Origin of the sequence: Mucilaginibacter gossypiicola, assembly GCF_900110105.1 — a bacterium.
GTDB classification, from domain to species: domain Bacteria; phylum Bacteroidota; class Bacteroidia; order Sphingobacteriales; family Sphingobacteriaceae; genus Mucilaginibacter; species Mucilaginibacter gossypiicola.
Genome location: NZ_FOCL01000001.1, coordinates 1,077,579 through 1,098,487, shown reverse-complemented (window position 1 = coordinate 1,098,487; position 20,909 = coordinate 1,077,579). Strand labels below are relative to the sequence as shown.

General features: G+C 43.4%; 13 protein-coding genes. 5 read left to right on the top strand and 8 right to left on the bottom strand.

Translation table 11 applies throughout. The features are described 5' to 3' along the window. Positions 1-40 precede the first annotated feature (40 nt). Positions 41-2,641 (bottom strand): sigma-54-dependent Fis family transcriptional regulator, encoded by a 2,601-nt coding sequence (locus BMX50_RS34740; RefSeq protein ID WP_208864640.1) that lies wholly within the window; start codon positions 2,639-2,641, stop codon positions 41-43. A gap of 387 nt (positions 2,642-3,028) precedes the next feature. On the opposite strand from BMX50_RS34740, the gene BMX50_RS04515 reads away from it, so the two are divergent. Further along, entirely contained in the window at positions 3,029-4,429 is a 1,401-nt protein-coding gene (locus tag BMX50_RS04515) for a sigma-54-dependent transcriptional regulator (protein WP_091208198.1), read from the top strand. A 95-nt stretch (positions 4,430-4,524) separates the two neighbouring features. Here the strand turns inward: BMX50_RS04515 and BMX50_RS04510 are convergent, their stop codons facing one another. From BMX50_RS04510 to BMX50_RS04500, 3 genes are all read right to left on the bottom strand, one after another. After that, complete coding sequence (locus BMX50_RS04510) at positions 4,525-5,211, bottom strand: alpha/beta hydrolase (protein ID WP_091208196.1); 687 nt, start codon at positions 5,209-5,211, stop codon at positions 4,525-4,527. 83 nt (positions 5,212-5,294) lie between these two features. Beyond that, positions 5,295-5,990, bottom strand: a complete 696-nt coding sequence (locus tag BMX50_RS04505) for an alpha/beta hydrolase (RefSeq protein ID WP_091208193.1) — start codon at positions 5,988-5,990, stop codon at positions 5,295-5,297. A 663-nt stretch (positions 5,991-6,653) separates the two neighbouring features. Further along, on the bottom strand, positions 6,654-7,262 hold the full coding sequence (locus tag BMX50_RS04500) for a sigma-70 family RNA polymerase sigma factor (RefSeq protein WP_091208191.1): 609 nt from the start codon (positions 7,260-7,262) through the stop codon (positions 6,654-6,656). Between the two features lie 168 nt (positions 7,263-7,430). On the opposite strand from BMX50_RS04500, the gene BMX50_RS04495 reads away from it, so the two are divergent. The 4 genes from BMX50_RS04495 to BMX50_RS04480 all read left to right on the top strand — a co-directional run bounded on the left by BMX50_RS04495 (position 7,431) and on the right by BMX50_RS04480 (position 17,022). After that, a complete protein-coding gene (locus BMX50_RS04495; protein WP_091208188.1) occupies positions 7,431-8,582 on the top strand; it encodes a FecR family protein in 1,152 nt (383 codons plus the stop codon). 308 nt (positions 8,583-8,890) lie between these two features. Continuing rightward, a complete protein-coding gene (locus BMX50_RS04490) occupies positions 8,891-12,262 on the top strand; it encodes a TonB-dependent receptor (RefSeq protein ID WP_167667806.1) in 3,372 nt (1,123 codons plus the stop codon). A gap of 10 nt (positions 12,263-12,272) precedes the next feature. Further along, the gene (locus BMX50_RS04485; protein WP_091208182.1) at positions 12,273-14,141 is read left to right on the top strand and encodes a RagB/SusD family nutrient uptake outer membrane protein; all 1,869 of its coding nucleotides are present in this window, start codon (positions 12,273-12,275) and stop codon (positions 14,139-14,141) included. A gap of 298 nt (positions 14,142-14,439) precedes the next feature. Beyond that, positions 14,440-17,022, top strand: a complete 2,583-nt coding sequence (locus BMX50_RS04480; RefSeq protein ID WP_091208179.1) for a glycoside hydrolase family 31 protein — start codon at positions 14,440-14,442, stop codon at positions 17,020-17,022. A gap of 160 nt (positions 17,023-17,182) precedes the next feature. On the opposite strand, the gene BMX50_RS04475 is transcribed toward BMX50_RS04480, so the two are convergent. From BMX50_RS04475 to fucP, 4 genes are read right to left on the bottom strand one after another with little or no spacing between them, the layout of a single operon-like run. Further along, a complete protein-coding gene (locus tag BMX50_RS04475; protein ID WP_091208176.1) occupies positions 17,183-18,196 on the bottom strand; it encodes a zinc-binding alcohol dehydrogenase family protein in 1,014 nt (337 codons plus the stop codon). Between the two features lie 10 nt (positions 18,197-18,206). Next, positions 18,207-18,542 (bottom strand): L-rhamnose mutarotase, encoded by a 336-nt coding sequence (locus BMX50_RS04470; protein WP_091208174.1) that lies wholly within the window; start codon positions 18,540-18,542, stop codon positions 18,207-18,209. A 16-nt stretch (positions 18,543-18,558) separates the two neighbouring features. Further along, a complete protein-coding gene (locus BMX50_RS04465) occupies positions 18,559-19,575 on the bottom strand; it encodes an aldo/keto reductase (RefSeq protein WP_091208172.1) in 1,017 nt (338 codons plus the stop codon). Between the two features lie 17 nt (positions 19,576-19,592). Then, positions 19,593-20,861, bottom strand: a complete 1,269-nt coding sequence (gene fucP, locus BMX50_RS04460) for an L-fucose:H+ symporter permease (protein WP_091208629.1) — start codon at positions 20,859-20,861, stop codon at positions 19,593-19,595. Positions 20,862-20,909 lie beyond the last annotated feature (48 nt).

The following is a 20,909-nucleotide window of genomic DNA, read 5'->3' as shown; positions in this document are numbered from 1 at the left end:
ACGTATAAACAATGAATAATAATTCGCGATATCTGTCAGCTTATTTAACAACTGAACTTTTCGTGATACCCAGTTTTTTCATTTTTGAATTGAGTGTGGAAGACGGCAGCCTTAGTAATTCGGCCGCGCCGCCTTTTCCGGATACTTTGCCATTACATCTGGTTAAAATTTCGATGATGTGTTGTCTTTCAACGCTTTCCAGGTTGTTCATATCAACTGATCCCGCGCAGTCACCGGCTTTTGAATCCGGCAGATAAACTTTAGTCAGATTTTTCGTTGTAGAAAGCAGTACACTCCGCTCAATCATATGTTCAAGCTCTCTTACATTTCCGGGCCATGAGTAAGCTTTAAGCTCATTCATCGTCCCTGCTGAAATTCCCGTAACCTTAAATGAATGATTTTTGCTGTACCTGCCCAGGAAGAAGTGAGCAAGATAGGGTATATCCTCCCGTCGTTCGCGTAGTGGCGGCAGTTGTATAGGGAAAACATTTAGCCTGTAGTAAAGGTCGGAACGGAACCTGCCGGCGTCGACTTCCTTTTTTAGGTCACGGTTAGTGGCCGTGATGATCCGGACATCCACCTTAATGGTCACTTTTCCCCCTAATCTTTCAAATTCGCGTTCCTGAAGCACCCGTAAAAGCTTTACCTGAACTTCCAGTGGAAGTTCGCCGATCTCGTCCAGGAAAAGCGTACCGCGGTGAGCAAGTTCAAATTTACCAATCCGCTTTTCATAAGCGCCGGTGAAAGCCCCTTTTTCGTAACCGAACAGCTCCGACTCAATCAGGTTTAAAGGCATTGCCGCGCAGTTCACTTTAACCATGATCTGATTTTTCCGTTGCGAGGATTCATGGATACCTCTTGCGATCAACTCCTTGCCGGTTCCTGTTTCACCCTGTATAAGCACGCTGGCATTTGAATTTGCAACAAGCGACATTAATTGATAAACCTCCTGCATAGCGCTGCTTGTGCCGATGATTTCTGAAGAATTATAGATCTGCCGGATTTGTTCTTGTAAATACTCATTCTCAACCTCTAACCGCTGTTTGAATTTCAACAGTTCTTCATTTGCCAGGATGTTTGACATCGCAATGGATATCTGCGCACAAATGCTGCCTATCATCTTTACATCCGGATATTCAGAATCCACCCAGAAAATTCCAAGGTTACGGCCACCCGTCTTCAAAGGTGTCGCCACACATTTCTGAGCGCCCAGGCCCCGCCAAAAATGAATGCAGGAGGATGCTTTTCCCGCATCGATCCACTCCTGAAGTTCAAATACCATGGTCTCGTTACCCGCAAGAACTACTTCCGAAATACCGTCATTTAATGGAAATACTTTATTCAGAATAAACTGCTGACCATTTTCTTCAACTCCTTTCTTAACCTTATCATCATAAATGTATATGGTCATCGTTTCCTGGTCGTCGTTGATGCCGCGTATAACGAACCGGGCAATGCTCGACAATTGCCCGCTTACTTTTTCTATCGCTTTCCTCAGATCATCCTTATTCCTTACCGATGCTATATCATGACTGAAGGCGAGCAGTATCTCTTTGTCTTTCTCCCGGCGGGCCAGTTCTTCATGCATTACCACGTTCGAAACCGCAGTGGCAAGATGACCTGAAATGCGAAGGATCAGCGCCCTGTCAGACAAATCAAATACGTTGGTTTTATTGGATACAAGAATGAGTCCGAACTGTGAGCCGGAAGAGCCTGGAAGGATTTTCAAAAGCAACTCTTCCGACTTTTCATTGCCCCGTGAGCCAAAACATAGCGGCGGGTCTGTCGTTTCGAAATCCGACAATTGAAATATCAAGGGCATGTTAAGGTCGGCGGTTTCCCTGAATAAATCTTTAATAAAGGAATTTGTATACAACCACTGCAACTCGGCTGCCTCTAATAGCAGGCTGGAAAAAATGAAGTTCGGATGCGCCTCATCAGGCACCAGCTCGATAATGAAAAAATCATTAAAAGTGATCAACTTTTTTAATCCATCTGTTACAGCCCTCGATAGGTCCTCGCGGGTTTTAACTTCCGCCAGATCGCGGCTGAATGCAAAAAGCAATTCGTTCGACCACTCCCTCCGTGTCAGCATTTCATTGATCATCGTGTTTGAGACCGCGAATCCGAGGTCCAATGAAATCGCATCCATCACATCTGCTAAACCTTCCTGAAATGGATCTTGATTATCAAACCATATATAACAAACCCCTACAACCTCATCTTTGATTCGCAACGGGGTAACCAAACCCTTTCTGATGCCGTACTCAAAATTTATCTTTATCCAGTAAGGTACAGCGGCCATGCTCGCAAAGTCTTTCAGAGCAACAACAAAGCTATGCTTAGCCTTCATAGCATCACATACAATAGGGTCCTGAAGCGATGCTCTTGTATTAGAAAGCGCCTTAAATTCATTTAAATCGCGAGCTTTTGAATGATGGTCGATTAGAAAGGGGTAATAAGTTCCGGTATGAGGGTCGACCGACTGAATAAATATCCCGTTGAAATTAAAATGAGTTTTTAATAAGTCTGTTAACATTTTAATCAAGCCGGCACGTTCATGAACATCCTCGATGCGCAAACGCAATTCTGCTGCTATTTGCTTCGGCCTGTCTTGTTCATTGTTTATAGATTTTTGCATGATCGCAATGTGTTACACCTGAGTTGACAGATAAAGGTTGACCGGATATGAAAAACCACGTAGCTGTGCCATCCTGACTCCCGCTTAGCTGGAATTAATAAAAAAATAAAACTTTTTTGAACCTTTTATTGCAAACCTTATGCCCTGTTTGTATGGTGTTAATAATGAGGTGTTTGATGGAAACTGGCGCGAATCGTTGTTGGTATATCATTAAATGGGAAATATAAATTGACGATATATAAACAAAATCAATGCAGAATTAAATTTTTCAATGCTATGGTAAAGCAGCCCTCAGAATGTACTTTTTTAGGACTGGCTGAAATTTGCTAATATTACTTTAAAATTTAATTTCTGAAGCTTGAAACCAACTTTCCGGGGGGATTTTAAATGAAATATAAAGCTAAAATACTGATCGTCGAGGATCAATATATTGAGGCTAACAATCTTGAGGTGTTGTTGAGAAGGGCCGGCTACCGCGTTTGTTCTATTGCGCGTTCAGTTGCTGAGGCTGTTGAAATTATTAAAAAAGAATTGCCAGACCTCGTCCTGATCGATATTCAGCTAAAGGGCCGGCAAACGGGCATCGATCTTGGCGGCCTGCTTTCGAGGAAAAATATTGCTTTCATATACCTGTCAGGGAATTCAAAGCAACAAATCCTTGATGCGGCCAAAACCACCCGTCCATATGGCTTTCTGGCCAAACCTTACCGGGAAAAGGATATTCTGATTATGCTCGAAGTTGCTTTATATGCCCATAGTGAAAATCAGTCACTAAACAGGCCGCAGTCTTCAGCCGTTGACCAAAAGGCAACTGATTATTTGATTTCGGATGTAATCGGCCAGTCATCATCCATGGTTGAATTGCATAAAAACATAATGCGCGTCGCCCATTCCAACGTTTCTGTACTGATATGCGGTGAAAGCGGAACCGGAAAGGAGCTGATCGCCCGAAACATACACCTTCTGTCGCCCAGGTGCAAAAATCCCATGATATCAGTGAATTGTGCCGCGCTGCCCGCAAGCCTTATCGAGGCTGAGCTGTTCGGTTATGAAAAGGGGGCCTTTACGAATGCGTTGGACAAACGCGCGGGACGCTTTGAACAGGCGGATGGTGGCACTATATTTCTCGACGAGATCGGTGAGCTTCCCTTAGAAATGCAGTCCAAATTTTTGAGGGTCTTGCAAGAAAAGGAAATAGAAGTAATCGGCGGTACTACAAAAAAAGTGGATGTCAGGGTTGTAGCCGCAACGAACCGTAACCTGCAGGAAGAAATGGTAGCGGGTAGGTTTCGTGCTGATCTTTATTACAGGCTGAATGTTTTCCCCCTGAACTCGCCACCGCTTCGTGAACGTAAGGATGACCTTCCTTTGCTGGTGAATCATTTTATTACTAAGCTTAGCCGAATTGAAAACAGCAAGGTTGCCGGGGTGAGCGAACAGGCAATGCAGGAGATCATGAATTATGACTGGCCTGGAAATGTCAGGGAGCTGGAAAATCTTATTCACCGCCACATCCTGCTTTCGGGCGAGTCGATGATCCGGAGTTTTGGAAACCTGACCGCTCAGCCCGCAAAACCTGGCAGCGGAACGGATTACATGAGAACCATTGAAGAAGTTGAGCGCGAACATATCCTCGCAGTTTTGATGAAATGCAACTGGAAAGTTTATGGGCCGGGCGGCGCGGCCGAGATACTTGGGATCAAGGTTCCGACACTGAATTCACGCCTTAAAAAACTAAATATTGAAAAGACCGGCTTAAAAAAAAACAGCAGGCCATATAAAAGCTGAACAATGAGAAAGATCCGTAAAAATTTGCATGATCAATCTTAAATAACAGAAGAGGCCGCGATTAGCGGCCTCTTCTGTTATGGGTAGTTTATCTCTTATACAGCTGCTGCTGCCTGATTAATAACGTCTGCAACTACGTCAGGGTGCGACAGCATTGGCACGTGGCTACTTTTAATCTCGGTCACTTTTGCACCCATGCGTTTAGAAACCCAGCGCTGAAGATCCGGGTGAACCGTGTGGTCTTCGGTACATAATATGTACCAGCTTGGTTTAGTATCCCAGGTGTTAACTTCTATGTTTTGCTGATCAAACAGATCCGCAGCTGGTGCATAATGGGTAGCCCAAACTACTTTTTGCTCATCTTCCGGAAGGTCACCGGCAAAGAACTCGGTACCCGACGGAAGCATCCAAACACGGCCATCGGCAACTTCAATACGGGTGAAAATATCAGACGGGAATTTATTTAACTGGGTATTAACCGTTTCACCGGGAGCAGGTGCCACTGCAGCAATGTATACCAGGCCAACAACGCGCTCATCATTTGCCGCGGCAGTAATAGTAGCACCGCCATATGAGTGACCAACCAGTATAACAGGGCTGCTTACGCGGCTGATCGTACGTTTAATTGCTGCAACATCATGATCAAAAAAAGTCAGGCCATATTGAACTGAGATTACTTCATGCCCGTCGGCTATTAATTTAGGAAGTAACTTGTTGAAGCATGATGCATCTGCCCATATACCGTGGCATAATACGATTGAAGGTTTTTTTGTTGTGCTCATAATTTTAAATTTTTAAAGATTGATAATTTATGCCCTTTGGAAATTTATATCTGCCGGAACATGGATTTGTTGGATATGATTATTTAGTTTGATACGCTTTCGGCTGCTTCAATAATAACTTCGGCCACTGCTTCAGGCTGAGACATGAAGATCACGTGGCTGCCTTTAATCTCTTTCGTCTTGGTGTTCGAGCGGCTGTACATATTACGCTGTATATCCGGGTTAATGGTTTTATCCTCCGTGGCGATGCAGCCCCATGATGGCTTGGTTTTCCAGGCCGCGTTGGTGATGGGCGAAGTAAATGCCCTGGCGTAAAACGCACCTTGCGATGCATACATGAATGCAGCTTTCCTGGCGTCAAGATCGCCGCAGAAACCGGCGTGAAACTTTGATTTTTCATTATAAACAACACCATTATCATCCGGGGGCAGGATACCGTTTTCTGGCGAGGGCGCTATAGTCTGGATCCAGTGAAGTGCCGATTCTCCATTGTCTGGCTGGAAGGCTGCAACATATACCAGCGCAGCTACATTAGGGTGATTGCCGGCTTCAGTGATCACCGCACCGCCCCATGAGTGGCCAACCAGCACGGCTGGCCCGCCAATTCTGTCCAGAACAAGCTGGGTCTGGCGAACATCATCTTCAAGCGAACTCAGTGGGTTTTGTACAACAAGTACATTGAAGCCCTTGTCTGTTAATACATGGAACAGCGGCTCCCAGCCTGATCCGTCTGCGAATGCACCGTGTACCAGCACTACATTTTTAATTGGTGATTTCATGTTGTTTTAAGTTTTGTCATCATCCTATAGGCACTTTTGATGCCATTGGCTTATCTGTCAAGTAATCAATTGTTTATGTTTTTTTGGAACAAGTAAAAAACGTTGTATGTCGCAAACGGGGGGATCTTTTTGTTGATATTTGAATAATTTAAGCTTCGTAATCAACCCTGGTTTGGCGGGTGGTATTCTGTATTATTTAGCGTTGAATGTGCTGGGCCTGCATTTTTATGCGGGCACAGGTAGCACTAAAGAATTTCAGGTTTGGGAAAATTAATTCGGGGCCATGATTTACATCAGGATTTGTTGGCTGAGACTTATAATAATATCAGCAATGATGCTATTATTCATCATTAGGTTGTTCACAATTTGCAAAGAATATTAACTATCAGTTATTCAATAATATTCAGGCACTTAAGGAGATGCTTTTAATTCAGAATAGCCTTAAGTGGCGAGGAGAGCCCCCGTCGAACAGCTGATATTCTTGCTTTTGTTTTTTTACTAATTGATAATCAATTAGTTTTTTATTTTATTGATTCGGAAACCGGGAACTTGAAACAGGGCGTTTCGGTACAGATGTGATCAAAGCATAAAAAGCATATTTCCTTAAAGGGAGTGGTAGCCTTTAGATGCCACCCTTTGACTTTAGTAAGTTATGAATGCGGCTCACAACCGGAGTTTGGCATGTACAAGGATCAATTTTGCAACAAGTAACACGGTTGGATAATGCTTGAAATGCGGTTTCAAGTATTTGACAGCGAGGGAAATTTGATTTTCAACCGCCCTTTTTGAAATGGACAGCCGCTCGGCAATCTCAGTATTGGTCAGTTGGCTAACCCTGCTTAAAAGGAAAATCTCTTTACACCTTGCCGGCAGTTTGTCAAGCAATTTGTCAAGATCAGTGCTTAGTTCATCCGCCTGGAAATTGCTTTCGGCATTGTTATATACAACACTTAAATCATCCAGCTTTTCATAGTCTTCAACATATTTCAATGGCGATGCACTGCTTGCTTTAATGGAATTGTATACACGGTAGCGGGCAGCGGATGTGAGGTAATTTTTGAATGTAATAATGTTTAACACCTCCCTCTTTTCCCATATGTTAACAAATATGTCGTTCACAATACCCATACAGGTTTCGGTATCATGTAAATAAGAAAAAGCTTTTTTATAAACCACCTCCCAATAACGATCATAGAGCTGGTTAAACGCTTTTTTATCATGGCGTTTAACTGCTGCAAATAAATCTTCATCTGTTTGTTGAGGATAGTTCATTTAAAAGGATTTCAATCTAAGCTTGAACCGTGCAATTTAATAACAAACTTTTATTGTTGAGGGATAGCTGGCTGCCTGTTATCGATTGCATGAAAAAAATCTAAAAAAAATAAAAAAGTGTGTGAGTTATACCGGGGAGAATTGTCTATAAGAATAACCGTTATAGCCATGTCATACGAAGAATTTATTAAATTATATGAGCGCTGCACTTCGGGCAACTGCACGCCGGAAGAGCAAAAATTATTTGAAGAATATCGTGACAACTTCGATTTGTCCGATATCCCCTGGATCTCTGATTTCGGAGATAAAGGGGAAGTTGAGAGACGTCTGAAGATAGATTTGCATAACAGACTTTCTAAAAACCAGGTAAAAAGGCTTACGCCGGTACGTTGGTGGGCCGCAGCAGTCATAATTTTTGCTCTTGGAGGATTACTTGTAGCCATTAAGTATTTCGGCGGAAATACTAAACCTTACGAATTAACATCCGATAAAAACATCATTAAGCCCGGCAGCAATAAAGCTACGCTAACGCTTGCCGACGGAAAACAAATTACGCTTGATGGGTCAAAAAAGGGACGATTGTTTACGCTTAATCATGTTTCTGCCAATAATGATGTAGATAGCAGTGTGACCTATCAGAAAAATACGACCGAAATTACCGGTTCTCCACAGCCTTACAACGTTTTGACAACTCCCCGTGGCGGAAAGTATCAGCTGATACTGGCAGATGGCACAAAGGTTTGGCTAAATGCCGGCAGTATAATCAAATTTCCGGTTGATTTTGCAGGCAGTGAAAGAGTGGTTGAGTTTTCGGGCGAAGCGTATTTTGAGGTTGCACATGATGCTCGCAGGCCATTTAAAGTGGTCAGCACTGGCCAGCTGGTACAGGTGCTCGGTACACACTTTGATATCAATGCTTATCAGGATGAGGACGCAGTGAAAACAACCCTGCTGGAAGGTAGCGTTAAAGTTTATGGAAAGAGCCGGACTTCAACTTCTGCAGCTACAGAAATAATTATAAAACCCAATGAGCAGGCAGTTTTTAAAAATGATCAATTATCTAAACAAACTGTTGATGCTGATGAGTTTGTGGCATGGAAAAACGGCCTGATCCTATTTAGGAACGCTGATATCCATGATGTTATGCGTAAAATTTCAAGGTGGTACAATGTTGAGGTAGAATATCAGGGCCAGATAGGCAACGATACCTATAACGGCGAAATTCCCAGGAATGCGGCTTTTTCTGAAGTACTCAAAATCCTGAAACTGGACGATATCAATGTAAAACTGAACGGACGAAAACTTATTGTTTCCCAATAACAGCTTATAATCCCCAAAATACAATCATAAAACCAATAACCAATTATTAACCTCAAAACCCAATTACGATGAAGAAAAAAGATACTTAAAAAGCTTCCATCAAAATCTCATTCAAAAAAAATGCCGGCAGTGCTTCCAACACAACCGGCTGACTCCGCTTGCGCGGTAGTTTCTGGATCAGAGATTAATAGAAAACCGACACAGTTCAATTTTAATCAAACCAAAAACCTAACGAAACTATGAAAATTAATCAACGTAGTTCAAAAAACTGCGAATTTCTGTTTTTATGTCGAAGAACATTTTTAGTGATGAAGCTAATTATTTTGTTAACGATTGCTTTTACTTTTCAAGTTAAAGCAGATGTGTTCGCCCAAAAGATCACCTTGTCAGAAAACGGGGTATCGCTCGAAAAAATATTAAAGGATATCAATAAGCAAAGCGGCTATACCTTCTTTTATAAGAACAAGCTGTTGCAAAATAGCCCTCCCGTATCTATCAGCGTTAAAGATGCCGATATCAGGGATGTGCTCGATCTTTTGTTAAAGGGGCAGGCACTATCATATAGTTTTGCCGAAAAAACCATTGTCATAAAAGGCAACGGAGAAGCTAATGCGACCGATGCCGATAAAAACAAAGCCGCTGTTGCAAATATCGAAGTTAAAGGAACCGTGGTAGACGAAACGGGCAAACCTTTGCCCGGCGCTTCTGTAAAAATCAAAGGAACAGCGCAGGGGATGACCACCAATGAAAAAGGTGAATTTGCCTTTAAAAACATTCCCGACAATAGTACGCTTGTCATCTCTTTTATAGGTTACGTAACCAAAGAAGTTCAGGTAGCTAAAGACCTCGGTATTATTGCGCTTAGTCCGGGCACCGGCTTGCAGGAAATTGTTGTGGTAGGCTACGGCACCCAGCGGAAAGAACGGGTAACAGGTGCCATAGTTGCCGTTGGCACCAAAGAGTTACAGCAAAGCCCTGTTGCTAATTTAAGTAATGCGCTGGCCGGTCGCTTACCAGGCTTATTAACCATTCAAAATAGCGGTGAGCCGGGAGCTGATGGATCCTATTTAAATATCAGGGGCTTTGGTACAACCAATAATTCTGCGCCATTGATCCTCGTTGATGGTATTCAGAGGGATTTTAGCGGCCTGGATGCCAATGAGGTAGAGAGTGTAAGTATCCTGAAAGATGCGGCCTCTACTGCAATATATGGCATACAAGGCGCCAATGGCGTTGTGCTGGTGACCACCAAACGCGGGAAAATAGGCACATCACGTATCTCTGCAACGGCTCAAAATGGCTGGCAGTCGCCAACCGCACTGCCGCAATATGTTGATTCGTATACAGGCCGCAAGCTTTATAAAGAAGGCCTGGTAAACGACGGCCTGTTTGCAGATACCAGCGCCTATACTGATGTTTTATTGAATAAATACCGCGACAGAACATATCCGGCCTATCAATATCTGTACCCAAATGTCAATTGGACAAAAACAATGTTAAAGCCGTTTTCCTACCTGTCGCAGGGTAATTTGAACGTGACCGGCGGTACCGAAAAAACAAGATATTTTATCTCCTTATCCTATCTGCAGCAAAATGGTTTATATAATTATGAAGACGCGGTAAGCCAGTACGATATCCAGGCCATAACCCACAAATACAACTTCCGTTCAAATATCGATCTAAACCTTACCAAAAACCTGTCGATGGAGCTTAACCTGGGCGCCATAGTATATGACAGGAATTACCCGGGTGCAAATGCATCGCAGATCTTTAACGATATTAAACAAACGCCTTCATGGTATTACCCGATTACCAACCCCGATGGTTCGCCGGGTGCAGCGCCTAACACTAATCAATCACCTTATGTCGACCTAACACAATCGGGTTATCAACGGAACTTTGAAACCTCACTGCAATCAACAGCTGGTTTCAAATGGGATCTGGGTTGGTTAACCAAAGGCCTGAGTACGCGTGTTCGGTTATCTTTTGATAACGATAACTTCCGGAACGTAAGCAGGTCCTTATCTAATATCACTTATCAATATTTATTGAACCAGGGAGTTGCCGATACCGAAACCGATTTGGCCGCCAACGGGCATTATGTAATTGTGAACAACGGCAATGGTACCCTCGGGTACGATGTAAATGCCAACGGATCGCGCCGCACAGTACTGGAAGCCTATATTAATTATGATCGCGATTTTGGCAAACACTCTGTAAAAGCAATGGCCATCTATAACCAGTCGAGCTTTTTTGATGCCGTAGGTGGTGGCGTTGGAAATGCGAGCGCTGGTTTGCCTTATAAATACCAGGGCGTTTTGGGCCGTGCCGCTTACGCTTATGATGATCGTTACCTTGCCGAGTTCAACTTTGGTTATAATGGGTCTGAAAACTTTGCGGCGGGGCACCGGTTTGGATTTTTTCCGGCGGTTTCGGCAGGTTGGATAGCATCAAATGAGCATTTTATTAAAGACAATCCATCACTTAGCTTTATTGATCAAATTAAATTAAGGGGATCGTACGGTATTGTTGGTAATGATAAAATAGGATCGAGCAGGTTTCTTTACTTAAGCACCTGGGTAAAAGAAAGTAATGCTTACAAGTTTGGTTTTAATAGCGATGGAAACGGCTATGACGGTTACCTGGAAGGCCAGGCAGGGAATACCCTTTTAACCTGGGAACGATCAAAAAAACTAAACGTTGGCCTCGATCTGAGTTTATGGAAAGGGATGTTCTCGCTTTCTGCAGATGTGTTTAAAGAACGCCGTAATAATATCCTGGCCACCTCTCAATTGATACCCGCATTTATTGGCTTGCCACAGATACCAGCGGTTAACGCGGGCATAACCGATAACCGGGGGTATGAAATCTCAATTACACACAGGCATGACTTTAACAAAAAACAGGGGTATAGCATCACCATCAATTACGCCTACGCCGCCAACAAGATCCTGTTTTATGCCCAACCCGATTACCCCGGTCGCGAATGGCAGGCCTTAAAAGGTACCAGCATCAACGAGATTTATGGGTATACAGCCCTCGGATTGTTTAAAAGCCAGCAGGATATTGACAACAGCCCTTCGCAATCAAGCCTCGGCGTTACCAAACCCGGCGATATTAAATATAAAGATCTGAATGGCGACGGCGTTATTAACAGCCTTGATGCAGGCTATCTTCCAGGTAAAGTGGCCAATCCAAAATCGCAGTTTGGTGTAGCATTGGGTTATCACTACGCTAATTTTGATTTAAGTGTATTATTCCAGGGAGGTTTGGGTGGTTCTACTTTACTCTCCGGATCAGGGGTATATGCCTTTTCGAGATTTGCCAGTGCGTTAACACAGGTTGTTGACAACCACTGGGTAGCCTCAAACCCGGATGCTAATTATATGTTCCCGCGTATTTCATCTGCCGATAATGTAAACAACCAGCAGGCATCTACTTTCTGGATCTATTCATCAAATTACCTCCGTTTAAAAACTGTTGAACTGGGCTATACCTTGCCCTCAACCTGGATGAAAAAGATAGGAATAGATAACGCGCGCATTTTTGTGAACGGTATTAACCTGTTAACCTGGAGCAAGCTTAAAGATTTCAATTTCGACCCTGAAATTGGCAACAACGGTACTGGAACCTATCCGCAGCAAAAGGTAATCAACGCCGGTTTAAGATTTACATTTTAAAACATTCAACATGAAAAGCAATAAACTTATATATCTGTTTTTAATTGCCTGCATCACTGTGGTTTCCTGCAAGAAATATCTCAATGTAGTGCCTACAGAACTCGTTACCCAGGATGCTGTTTTTAGCAATATTCAAAATGCCGAAGATGCCTGGGTCCACTTATATAAATCCTTAAACAACAACGATGTTCAATTCATCCATGGTGGCGGAACGATTTTAGGTGCCTGTACCGATGAGTGCAAAAATCATTGGGAAAACGTGCCCGAATTGTCTTTTAACTCAGGAGCCTGGAATGCTACCAACAACTCGCTTGACATTTGGGGCAGCGCTTATCAATACATCCGTTCGGCCAATATTTTTTTAGCAAGTATTGATAAAACTCCTATCCCTGCCTCCCGGAGTGATTATTACGCGCCAAGGATCCCGGCTTACAAAGCCGAGGCAAGGTTTCTGCGAGCCAATCAGTATTTCGAATTGTTCAGAAGATACGGTGCAGTACCTTTGGTAAACACAGTTTTAGCTACTACCGATCCGGCTGCTACCACCACGTCAAGAAACACGGTTGACGAAGTGGTGAAATTTATCACTTCGGAGTGCGATGCCATTGCCGAAATTTTACCTGTAAATTATGGCAGTGGCTCAGCCGATTACGGGCGCATTACCAAAGGAGCGGCCTTAGCCCTAAAAGCACGCGCTTTACTTTATGCGGCCAGTCCTTTATTTAATGGTAATACCATGTATGCCGGCGTTAAAAATACAGACGGAACCCAGTTGTTTCCACAAGCTTATGATAATAATAAGTGGCTATTAGCAGCCAATGCGGCTAAAGCAGTGTTGAACCTGAACACCTATTCATTATCCAATCCAAACCCATCCAACCCGGTTGATAACTACGCTCAATTATTTTTTACCCGTAATTATAATGAGATCATATTGCCGCTGATCATTGGAAGTAACCGCGATTTTGAAGGCACTTATATGCCCAACGGTCGGGATGGGAACGCCGTTAATGGCAACGGAAAGATGAGTGTTTTTCAGGAACTGGTTGATGCTTACGAAATGAACAACGGCAGACCAATAACCGATGCTCAATCCGGTTATCAAACCACAGGCTTTTGGAATGGCCAGCTTTGGGATGGTGTGAGGAACACATCAGTTTCCAATATTTCGAACATGTATAAAAACAGGGATCCCCGCTTTTATGCCACTATATTTTTTCAGTACGATGTTTGGAATTATACCAACAATGCACGGCCATTGAAATTTGCCTGGTTTGGCAATAATGGCGGAGGCTGCGACGGATGGCCTAAACCCGGTACTAACTGCGAAACAGGTTATAACTGGCGAAAATGGGCCGACCCTGCTGTTAATTTAAAGGGTAACGGCAGTGCTAACCGCAATTTTCCGCTGATACGCCTGGCCGAGATCTATTTGATCTATGCTGAAGCGATGAATGAGTATTTGTCGGCACCTAACAGTGACGTGTACAACGCCGTAAATGCGGTAAGAAGCCGTGTATCTATGCCAGGGCTGCCTATCATTGCGTCTGATAATACCAAAGAGGGCATGCGCAAAAGGATCCAAAATGAAAAACGTGTTGAATTTGCCTTTGAGAATCAGCGTTTTTGGGATGTACGCCGGTGGTTAATAGCCAAAACTGTAGACAATGGAAATATGCACGGCATGAACGCGAGGCCAACTCCTGAAGAACTGAACTCAACCGGGTTTGATGCAAACAGCGAAGCGGCTGGTGTAGCTGTGTTTTACAAAACAGTGGTTGACCAAACGCGCGTTTTTGCCGATCGTCATTACTTGATGCCAATACCACAAACGGAGATCAATATTGATCCTGCGTTGGTGCAAAATTATGGATGGTAACCTAAGCCCAGATAACGGCGACAACTCTTTTACCAGTGATTTGAAATAATATTCATGCAGAAGATTAAGCCCGGTCAGTTGATAAAGCGGTTGTTCTGAATAAGACAACCGCTTTAAATTGACTGTTAAAAACCGTGAAGCAAATGCTTAATACGGAGGTTTGCGTTTACTCTTTAATTTTATAATAACCCTTATTTTTTCCTTTAATATCAGATACAACTGGATTTTTTAACCCGGCCAGATATGCTATGCTCAATCCTGATGGGTGTTCCTAATCACAACTTAAATATTCATTTATATGATCGTTACCTATAAACAAAAACTAATTATAATTTTCAGAGCGGTGGTTTTGGCACTCGTTCTGCTCAGCACCCAAACATATGGCCAAAGCGGCAATCAATTAACTCCAGACCCTAAAGCGGTAATACAATTGGGGAATGCCCGCTTTACTGTGCTTACTGATCAACTGGTAAGGTTACAATGGGGCCCGCCCGCAAGTTATGATAACAGGGCCTCGCTTGTTGTGGTTAACCGTAAGCTTCCTGTTCCAACATTCAGCACCCATACAGAAAATAGCTGGTTTCATCTGAAAACGAAGAAGATCGAACTTGCCTATAAAATCAATTCCGGGGTGTTCGACAGTACCAATCTAAAGATCCGTTTTTTGAATGCCGATACGGTTTCCTGGAAACCAGGGCAAAAGCAGAAGTACAATTTAAAAGGGACTTACCGCACTTTGGACGGGCGGGATGGTGAATTGGATCAGTACAGCAGGCAAAAGATCCAGCTGGAAGATGGGATCCTTTCCAGGGATGGCTGGTTTTTTCTGGACGATTCCCGATCCCTCAGATTGGATAATTCTGATTGGCCCTGGGTAACTACCCCCGGCGCTCCAAAATTGGACTGGTATTTTCTTGCTTATGGCGACGATTATAAATCTGCTTTACTTGATTTTAGTAAAATTGCAGGCCATGTGCCGATGCTGCCACGATATGTGTTTGGCTACTGGTGGTCGCGGTATTGGAGCTATTCAGATAACGAACTTCGGGAGTTGGTGCAGAACCTTAAGCGGTTTGACGTACCTACTGATGTTTTGGTAATTGATATGGACTGGCATACCAAAGGTTGGACAGGCTACACCTGGAATAAAAACCTTTTCCCTGATCCTTCCGGGTTTCTCAAATGGACAAAAGAAAATCATTTGAAAACAACATTGAACCTTCATCCTGCAGATGGGATCCAACCAACCGAAGAACGCTACAACAGTTTTGTCGCCTACATGAAAGCAGACACTTCTCAAAAGAAGCCGATTCCGTTCGAAGCATCGAACAAGGCTTTTATGCGTGGTCTGTTCGATATTGTATTAAGGCCGATAGAGAAAGCAGGCGTTGATTTCTGGTGGTTGGATTGGCAACAATGGCCAAATGATAGTAAGATCCCGGCGCTAAGTAACACATGGTGGCTTAACTATACTTTTTTTACTGATAAAGCCATGCATGGTCAAACGCGACCGTTGTTGTATCACCGTTGGGGAGGCCTCGGTAATCATCGTTACCAGATAGGATTTTCGGGAGACACCTTTATGTCGTGGGAATCATTAGCCTATGAACCCTACTTTACAAGCACTGCTTCGAATGTTTTGTACACCTATTGGAGCCATGATATTGGTGGGCACATCCTCAAGGGGAATGAAAAAGGGGTAGAGCCAGAGCTGTATACGCGCTGGCTGCAATACGGGGGTTTTAGTCCGATTATGCGAACGCACTCTACCAAAAATGCTGCGATCAAAAAAGAAATCTGGAATTTTGGGCCGGAATATGCCAAACCTCAGCATGATGCCATCAGGCTGCGATACGCGCTCGTGCCCTACATCTATACCATGTCCAGAAAAACCTTTGAAACAGGCATTGGACTTTGCCGGCCCATGTATTACGATTACGCAAAACAGGCCGAATCATATATCTATAAGGAAGAATACATGTTTGGGGATAATATGCTGATCAGGCCGGTAACAACGCCGTCGCGGGATGGGTTTGCTGCGGTTAAAGTTTGGCTTCCGTCAGGAAACGACTGGTATGAATGGCAAACCGGAACTTTGCTAAAGGGAGGGCAGGTGATTGAGCGCTCCTTTTCTATCGACGAATATCCCATATATGTTAAAGCGGGCGCTGTGATACCCATGTACAATGACCAGATACAGAACCTCGACAAAAATCCCAGTAATTTAACCATAGGGATTTTTCCGGGTGCTACCGGCAAGTTTCAGCTTTACGAGGATAATGGAAACGATAAAAATTATGGAAGCGAATTTGCCACAACAGCTATAGAGATGCAGAAGACGGGCATTGAACAGGTTGTAAATATACATCCTGCCGTTGGGAAGTATCAGGCGATGCCGGAACGTAGAAACTTTACGGTGAAATTGTTCGGCACTCAGTCTCCTTCAAAAGTATTGCTGAACGGCAAGTCGCTGCAATTTAATCCGGAAAAGCGGGAAGGCAGCTGGAATTACGATGGCTCCAATTTGTGTTTAAATATCCTGTTGCCTGATCACGATTGTAAGGTTGCGCAGCAAATTCGTATAAGCTATGATGCTGTACAGGCACCTGAGGTAACGGCGGGACTTGTAGAGAAATTTAAACGCCTGGCCATGATAACGGCTGCGCTCAAAAGCGGCGATAATGGTAACGAGGGTATGTACATTCCAGAAAATCTTGGCATTGCAGAGGAAACCAATCGCTTATTAGGATATCATCCTGCTCAGTTTTTTAATTATTTGAAGCAATTTGAACACTCTTACAAACTCGTACCCGAAGAAATAAGATCATTAAAGTCATTAGACGAGCAAACAAAAAATAAGTTAATCAGGCTGCTTCAGTAATTATGTAAAGAAATTATTTTAATGACGATACGTCGGGTTCATTCTGTTGATTTACAGATCGTAGCTCAATAAAACGTTAGTTTAAATCTGATGTTAATATGATGACATTAGATTTAAACTAACGTTATTAGGCAGCAAATAAAATCATAAATGATTTTGTTTAAACCTCTATCATCGCTTTAATTACTGCGTTCGCAGGATCAAGCCAACTTTCAAAGTTATCTATCACTTCATCAAAGCGTACGCTATGCGTAATGTAATTTCCCGGCTGCACTAACCCATTTTTTATTGATGCGATCACATGCTCAAAGTCCTCCCTGGTAGCATTGCGGCTACTCATCAGCGTAGCCTCGCGTTTATGAAATTCGGGGTGGCTAACTTTGATCTCACCCTTTTGCAAGCCAACAAGTACATATCTTGCTCCATGGGCCATATAGTTAAACCCAGTATTAATTGCATTTAAGCTGCCGGTTGCATCTATAACTACAGTAGGCATATCGCCTTGCGTTATTGCGGCCAAGCGCTCATTAGCGTTTTCGGTTGATACATTGATGGTGTGATCTACCTTTAATTTGTCGCTGCAAAATTTAAGCCGCGCGGCATTTAAGTCCATTGCAATCACCCTGCCACCGGCAATGCGGGCAAATTCCATGATGCCCAGGCCTATTGGGCCTGCGCCGATGACCAGGACATACTCTCCCGGCTTAACATCCGCCCGCCTTACACCATGTGCACCTATAGCCAGCGGCTCCACTAAAGCCAGCTCATCATAGCTTAAACCTTCGCCACGTACAAGCGAGTATGTGGGTACATTCAGGTATTCAGCCATTCCGCCATCAATATGCACACCGCAAACATTGATCTTTGCGCAACAATTAGGCTTGCCAGATCTGCATGCTATACAGGAGCCGCAGTTGAAATAGGGGATAAATGTAACAGCGTCTCCTTTTTGAAAACCTGCTGCGCCGCCTGTTTCAACCAACTCGCCGGAAAGCTCATGGCCCAAAACGCGCGGGTAGCTAAAATATGGCTGCGTTCCCTCAAACGCATGCAGATCTGTTCCGCAAATTCCTATTCTCCTGATCCTGATCTGTGCATAGCCTTCTTTAATTTCGGGTTTTTCCTGTTCTTTAAAAGCTAACCTTCCCGGTTCCTCACAAACTATTACCTGCATTTGATCTGTTTTAAAGCTTGAAAATCTGTTTCATGAGTACCCATTTCTCTCCTTCTTTTGCCCAGGGGAGGGGCTGCTGAAATAGCCACATTAACTGCTCCCATTCCTGTACTTTGGGATTAAGCGCATCCATTGCTTCTTTTCTTTTTGCCTCGTAGCCATCACTCGTTTCCATAATCATAAATAACCGGTTTCCGGTACGATAGATCTGCATGTCGAGGATTTCTGCATCCAGTATGCTTTTGCGTATCTCCGGCCAGCTATTTTCTGCCTTATGCCAATGCTCATATTGGGCTATCAATTGCGGATCATCCTTTAAATCAAGGGCCAAACAGTATCTTTTCATAGTGATATTTAATTTTTTACAGATAGATAGAAGCGTACGATTCGTCAATTAAACCGCATTGTTTCATTTCTTTCCAAAATTGTGCTGGGACCTTTAAAGTGGCCAATGCAACATTTTGTGCAACCCTATCAGGATTAGTAGTATTCAGGGCGATACTTTTAATGCCTGGCCCATTTAACCCAAAAGCTACACAAGCATCTGCCGGTTTTATTTTGTGATCTGCACATAAGCCATAAAATAATTCCCGCCAATTATATAAATGCTTGTCTTTTACCGGATCTGTCAACCGGTAATTATAATAGGCTGATCCGGTTAAAAAGCCGCCATTAAAAACTGCTGAATTAATGATCAATGTTCCCTGCTTTTCAAGCTCCTGCATAAACTCTATTAATTCAGGGGGATGGCTGTGAACAGTCATACTATTAGCTATCATTGCCCAATCCAGCTTTACATCATGGGCTATCTTTTTAATGATCCGCCAGTCCTTCGAACCTACGCCGATGCCTTTAACCTTACCATCCCGCTTCAGGTCATTTAATGCACGGTATGCTCCCAATATATCCTGGTAGCGTTGCGCTTGTTCGCTCTCATTACTCGCTGCGTTAAGATATTCGTCCGGGTCATGTACAGATACCAGTTCTGCATGGTAATTGCCCAGCAGTTCATTTCCCTGTTCGTAGCATTCCAGGATGCCTTCATAACTGATTTGTTGAACAGCATCGTATTTCAGGTCACGCCAAACGCCCGGTTCAAAAGTAGGTTCGGATGTTTTTAATTCGGTACGCAGCCAACCTAATTTATTGCTGATTATTACATCCGAAGGCTTTACATTCAATTGTGCCAGTGCGCTTCCCAGCGATTCGAGCGCAAGCCCTGCACCGTATTTACCGGCAGAATCAAATACAGCAGGTTTAGGGGAGTACCTGATGCTTTCAGCAACAATTGAACGTTTAACTTCGTCAGAAAGTGCTACGTATAGATTTCCTAATCCGCTGGTTCCAAAAATTATTTTAGGTAAATTAATTTCCTGCATATTGAAAATGGATATTGTTAGAGGATAGCTGCAACCGATACATTTTCTGGCTTCACTTTTACACGATGCCCTTTTAATCCGAAAAAGGCCACTACCGCAAAGCATACCAATGGTACCACATAGCCATATTGAATATTACCGGTTACATCGCTGATATAACCGAATATCCTTGGCAAAACAGCACCACCAACGATGGACATAATGATCAGGCTGCTGCCAAATTCGGTATCGGCTTTTAAGTCCTTTATGCCCAGCGCAAAAATTGTTGGGAACATGATCGACATGAAAAAGCAGATGCCAATTACAGTGTAAACGGTGATCATACCATGGCTTAAGATAGCTATCGCGCAAAGCAAGATATTAATACCCCCATAGGCAGCCAGTAAACCTGCCGAGCTGTAGTATCGCATTAAAAATGTGCCGATAAACCTGCCGATCAGGAATGCAGCGCCGCATAAACCGAGATAGTAGGTCGCTTGCACTTCTGTAAGGCTGGCAGATTTTGTCGCATAAAGGATAAATAAACTGAATACACAAACCTGAGCGCCAACATAAAAAAACTGAGCGGCAACACCCCAGGCTAAATGACGGTGCTTTAACGCATGGAAAATGTTTTTACTGGCCGTATGCTCTTCATGCTGTTGGATCCGGGGCAGATGTGTAAATGCGAAAATGATAGCAATTATTACCAACACGCTGCCAAGTATAAAATAGGGCATTTTCACGGAAGAGGCCTCGGCGGCAAGCGCTAGTTTTCGGCCTTCTTCTGTCATTGTACCCAGTTGTGCCGCGGTATACCCTTTGGTTAGTATAATACGTCCACCAATGATAGGGGCCAGGGTAGCAGCCAACCCGTTAAATGATTGTGCAAAGTTAAGCCTTTGTGTAGAGGTCGCGGGATCGCCCAATGAGGAAGCATAGGGATTGGCGGCAGTTTCTAAAATGGTCAACCCGCAGGCAATGATAAACAAGGCCACCAGGAAAAATGTGTACTGCTGCGTATTGGCTGCAGGTATAAACAAATAAGAACCAAACGCGAAAATTAGCAGGCCGGTTATAATGCCTGTTTTGTAACCATATTTTTTCATGATGAAACCTGCCGGCAAAGCCATCAAAAAGTAGGCAATAAACACTGCGGAATCCACCAACGTAGCCTGAACTGTTGTAAGCGTAAACGACTTTTTTAGGTGCGGTATCAATATAGGGTCGAGGTTATGGGCGAAACCCCACAAAAAGAATAAACTGGTAATTAATATAAATGGAAAGAGCGTTTTATTCTTTGTCATGATTGGATCATTATGTTTTATGTTTCTGTTGCTGGGTGAAAGGGCCAT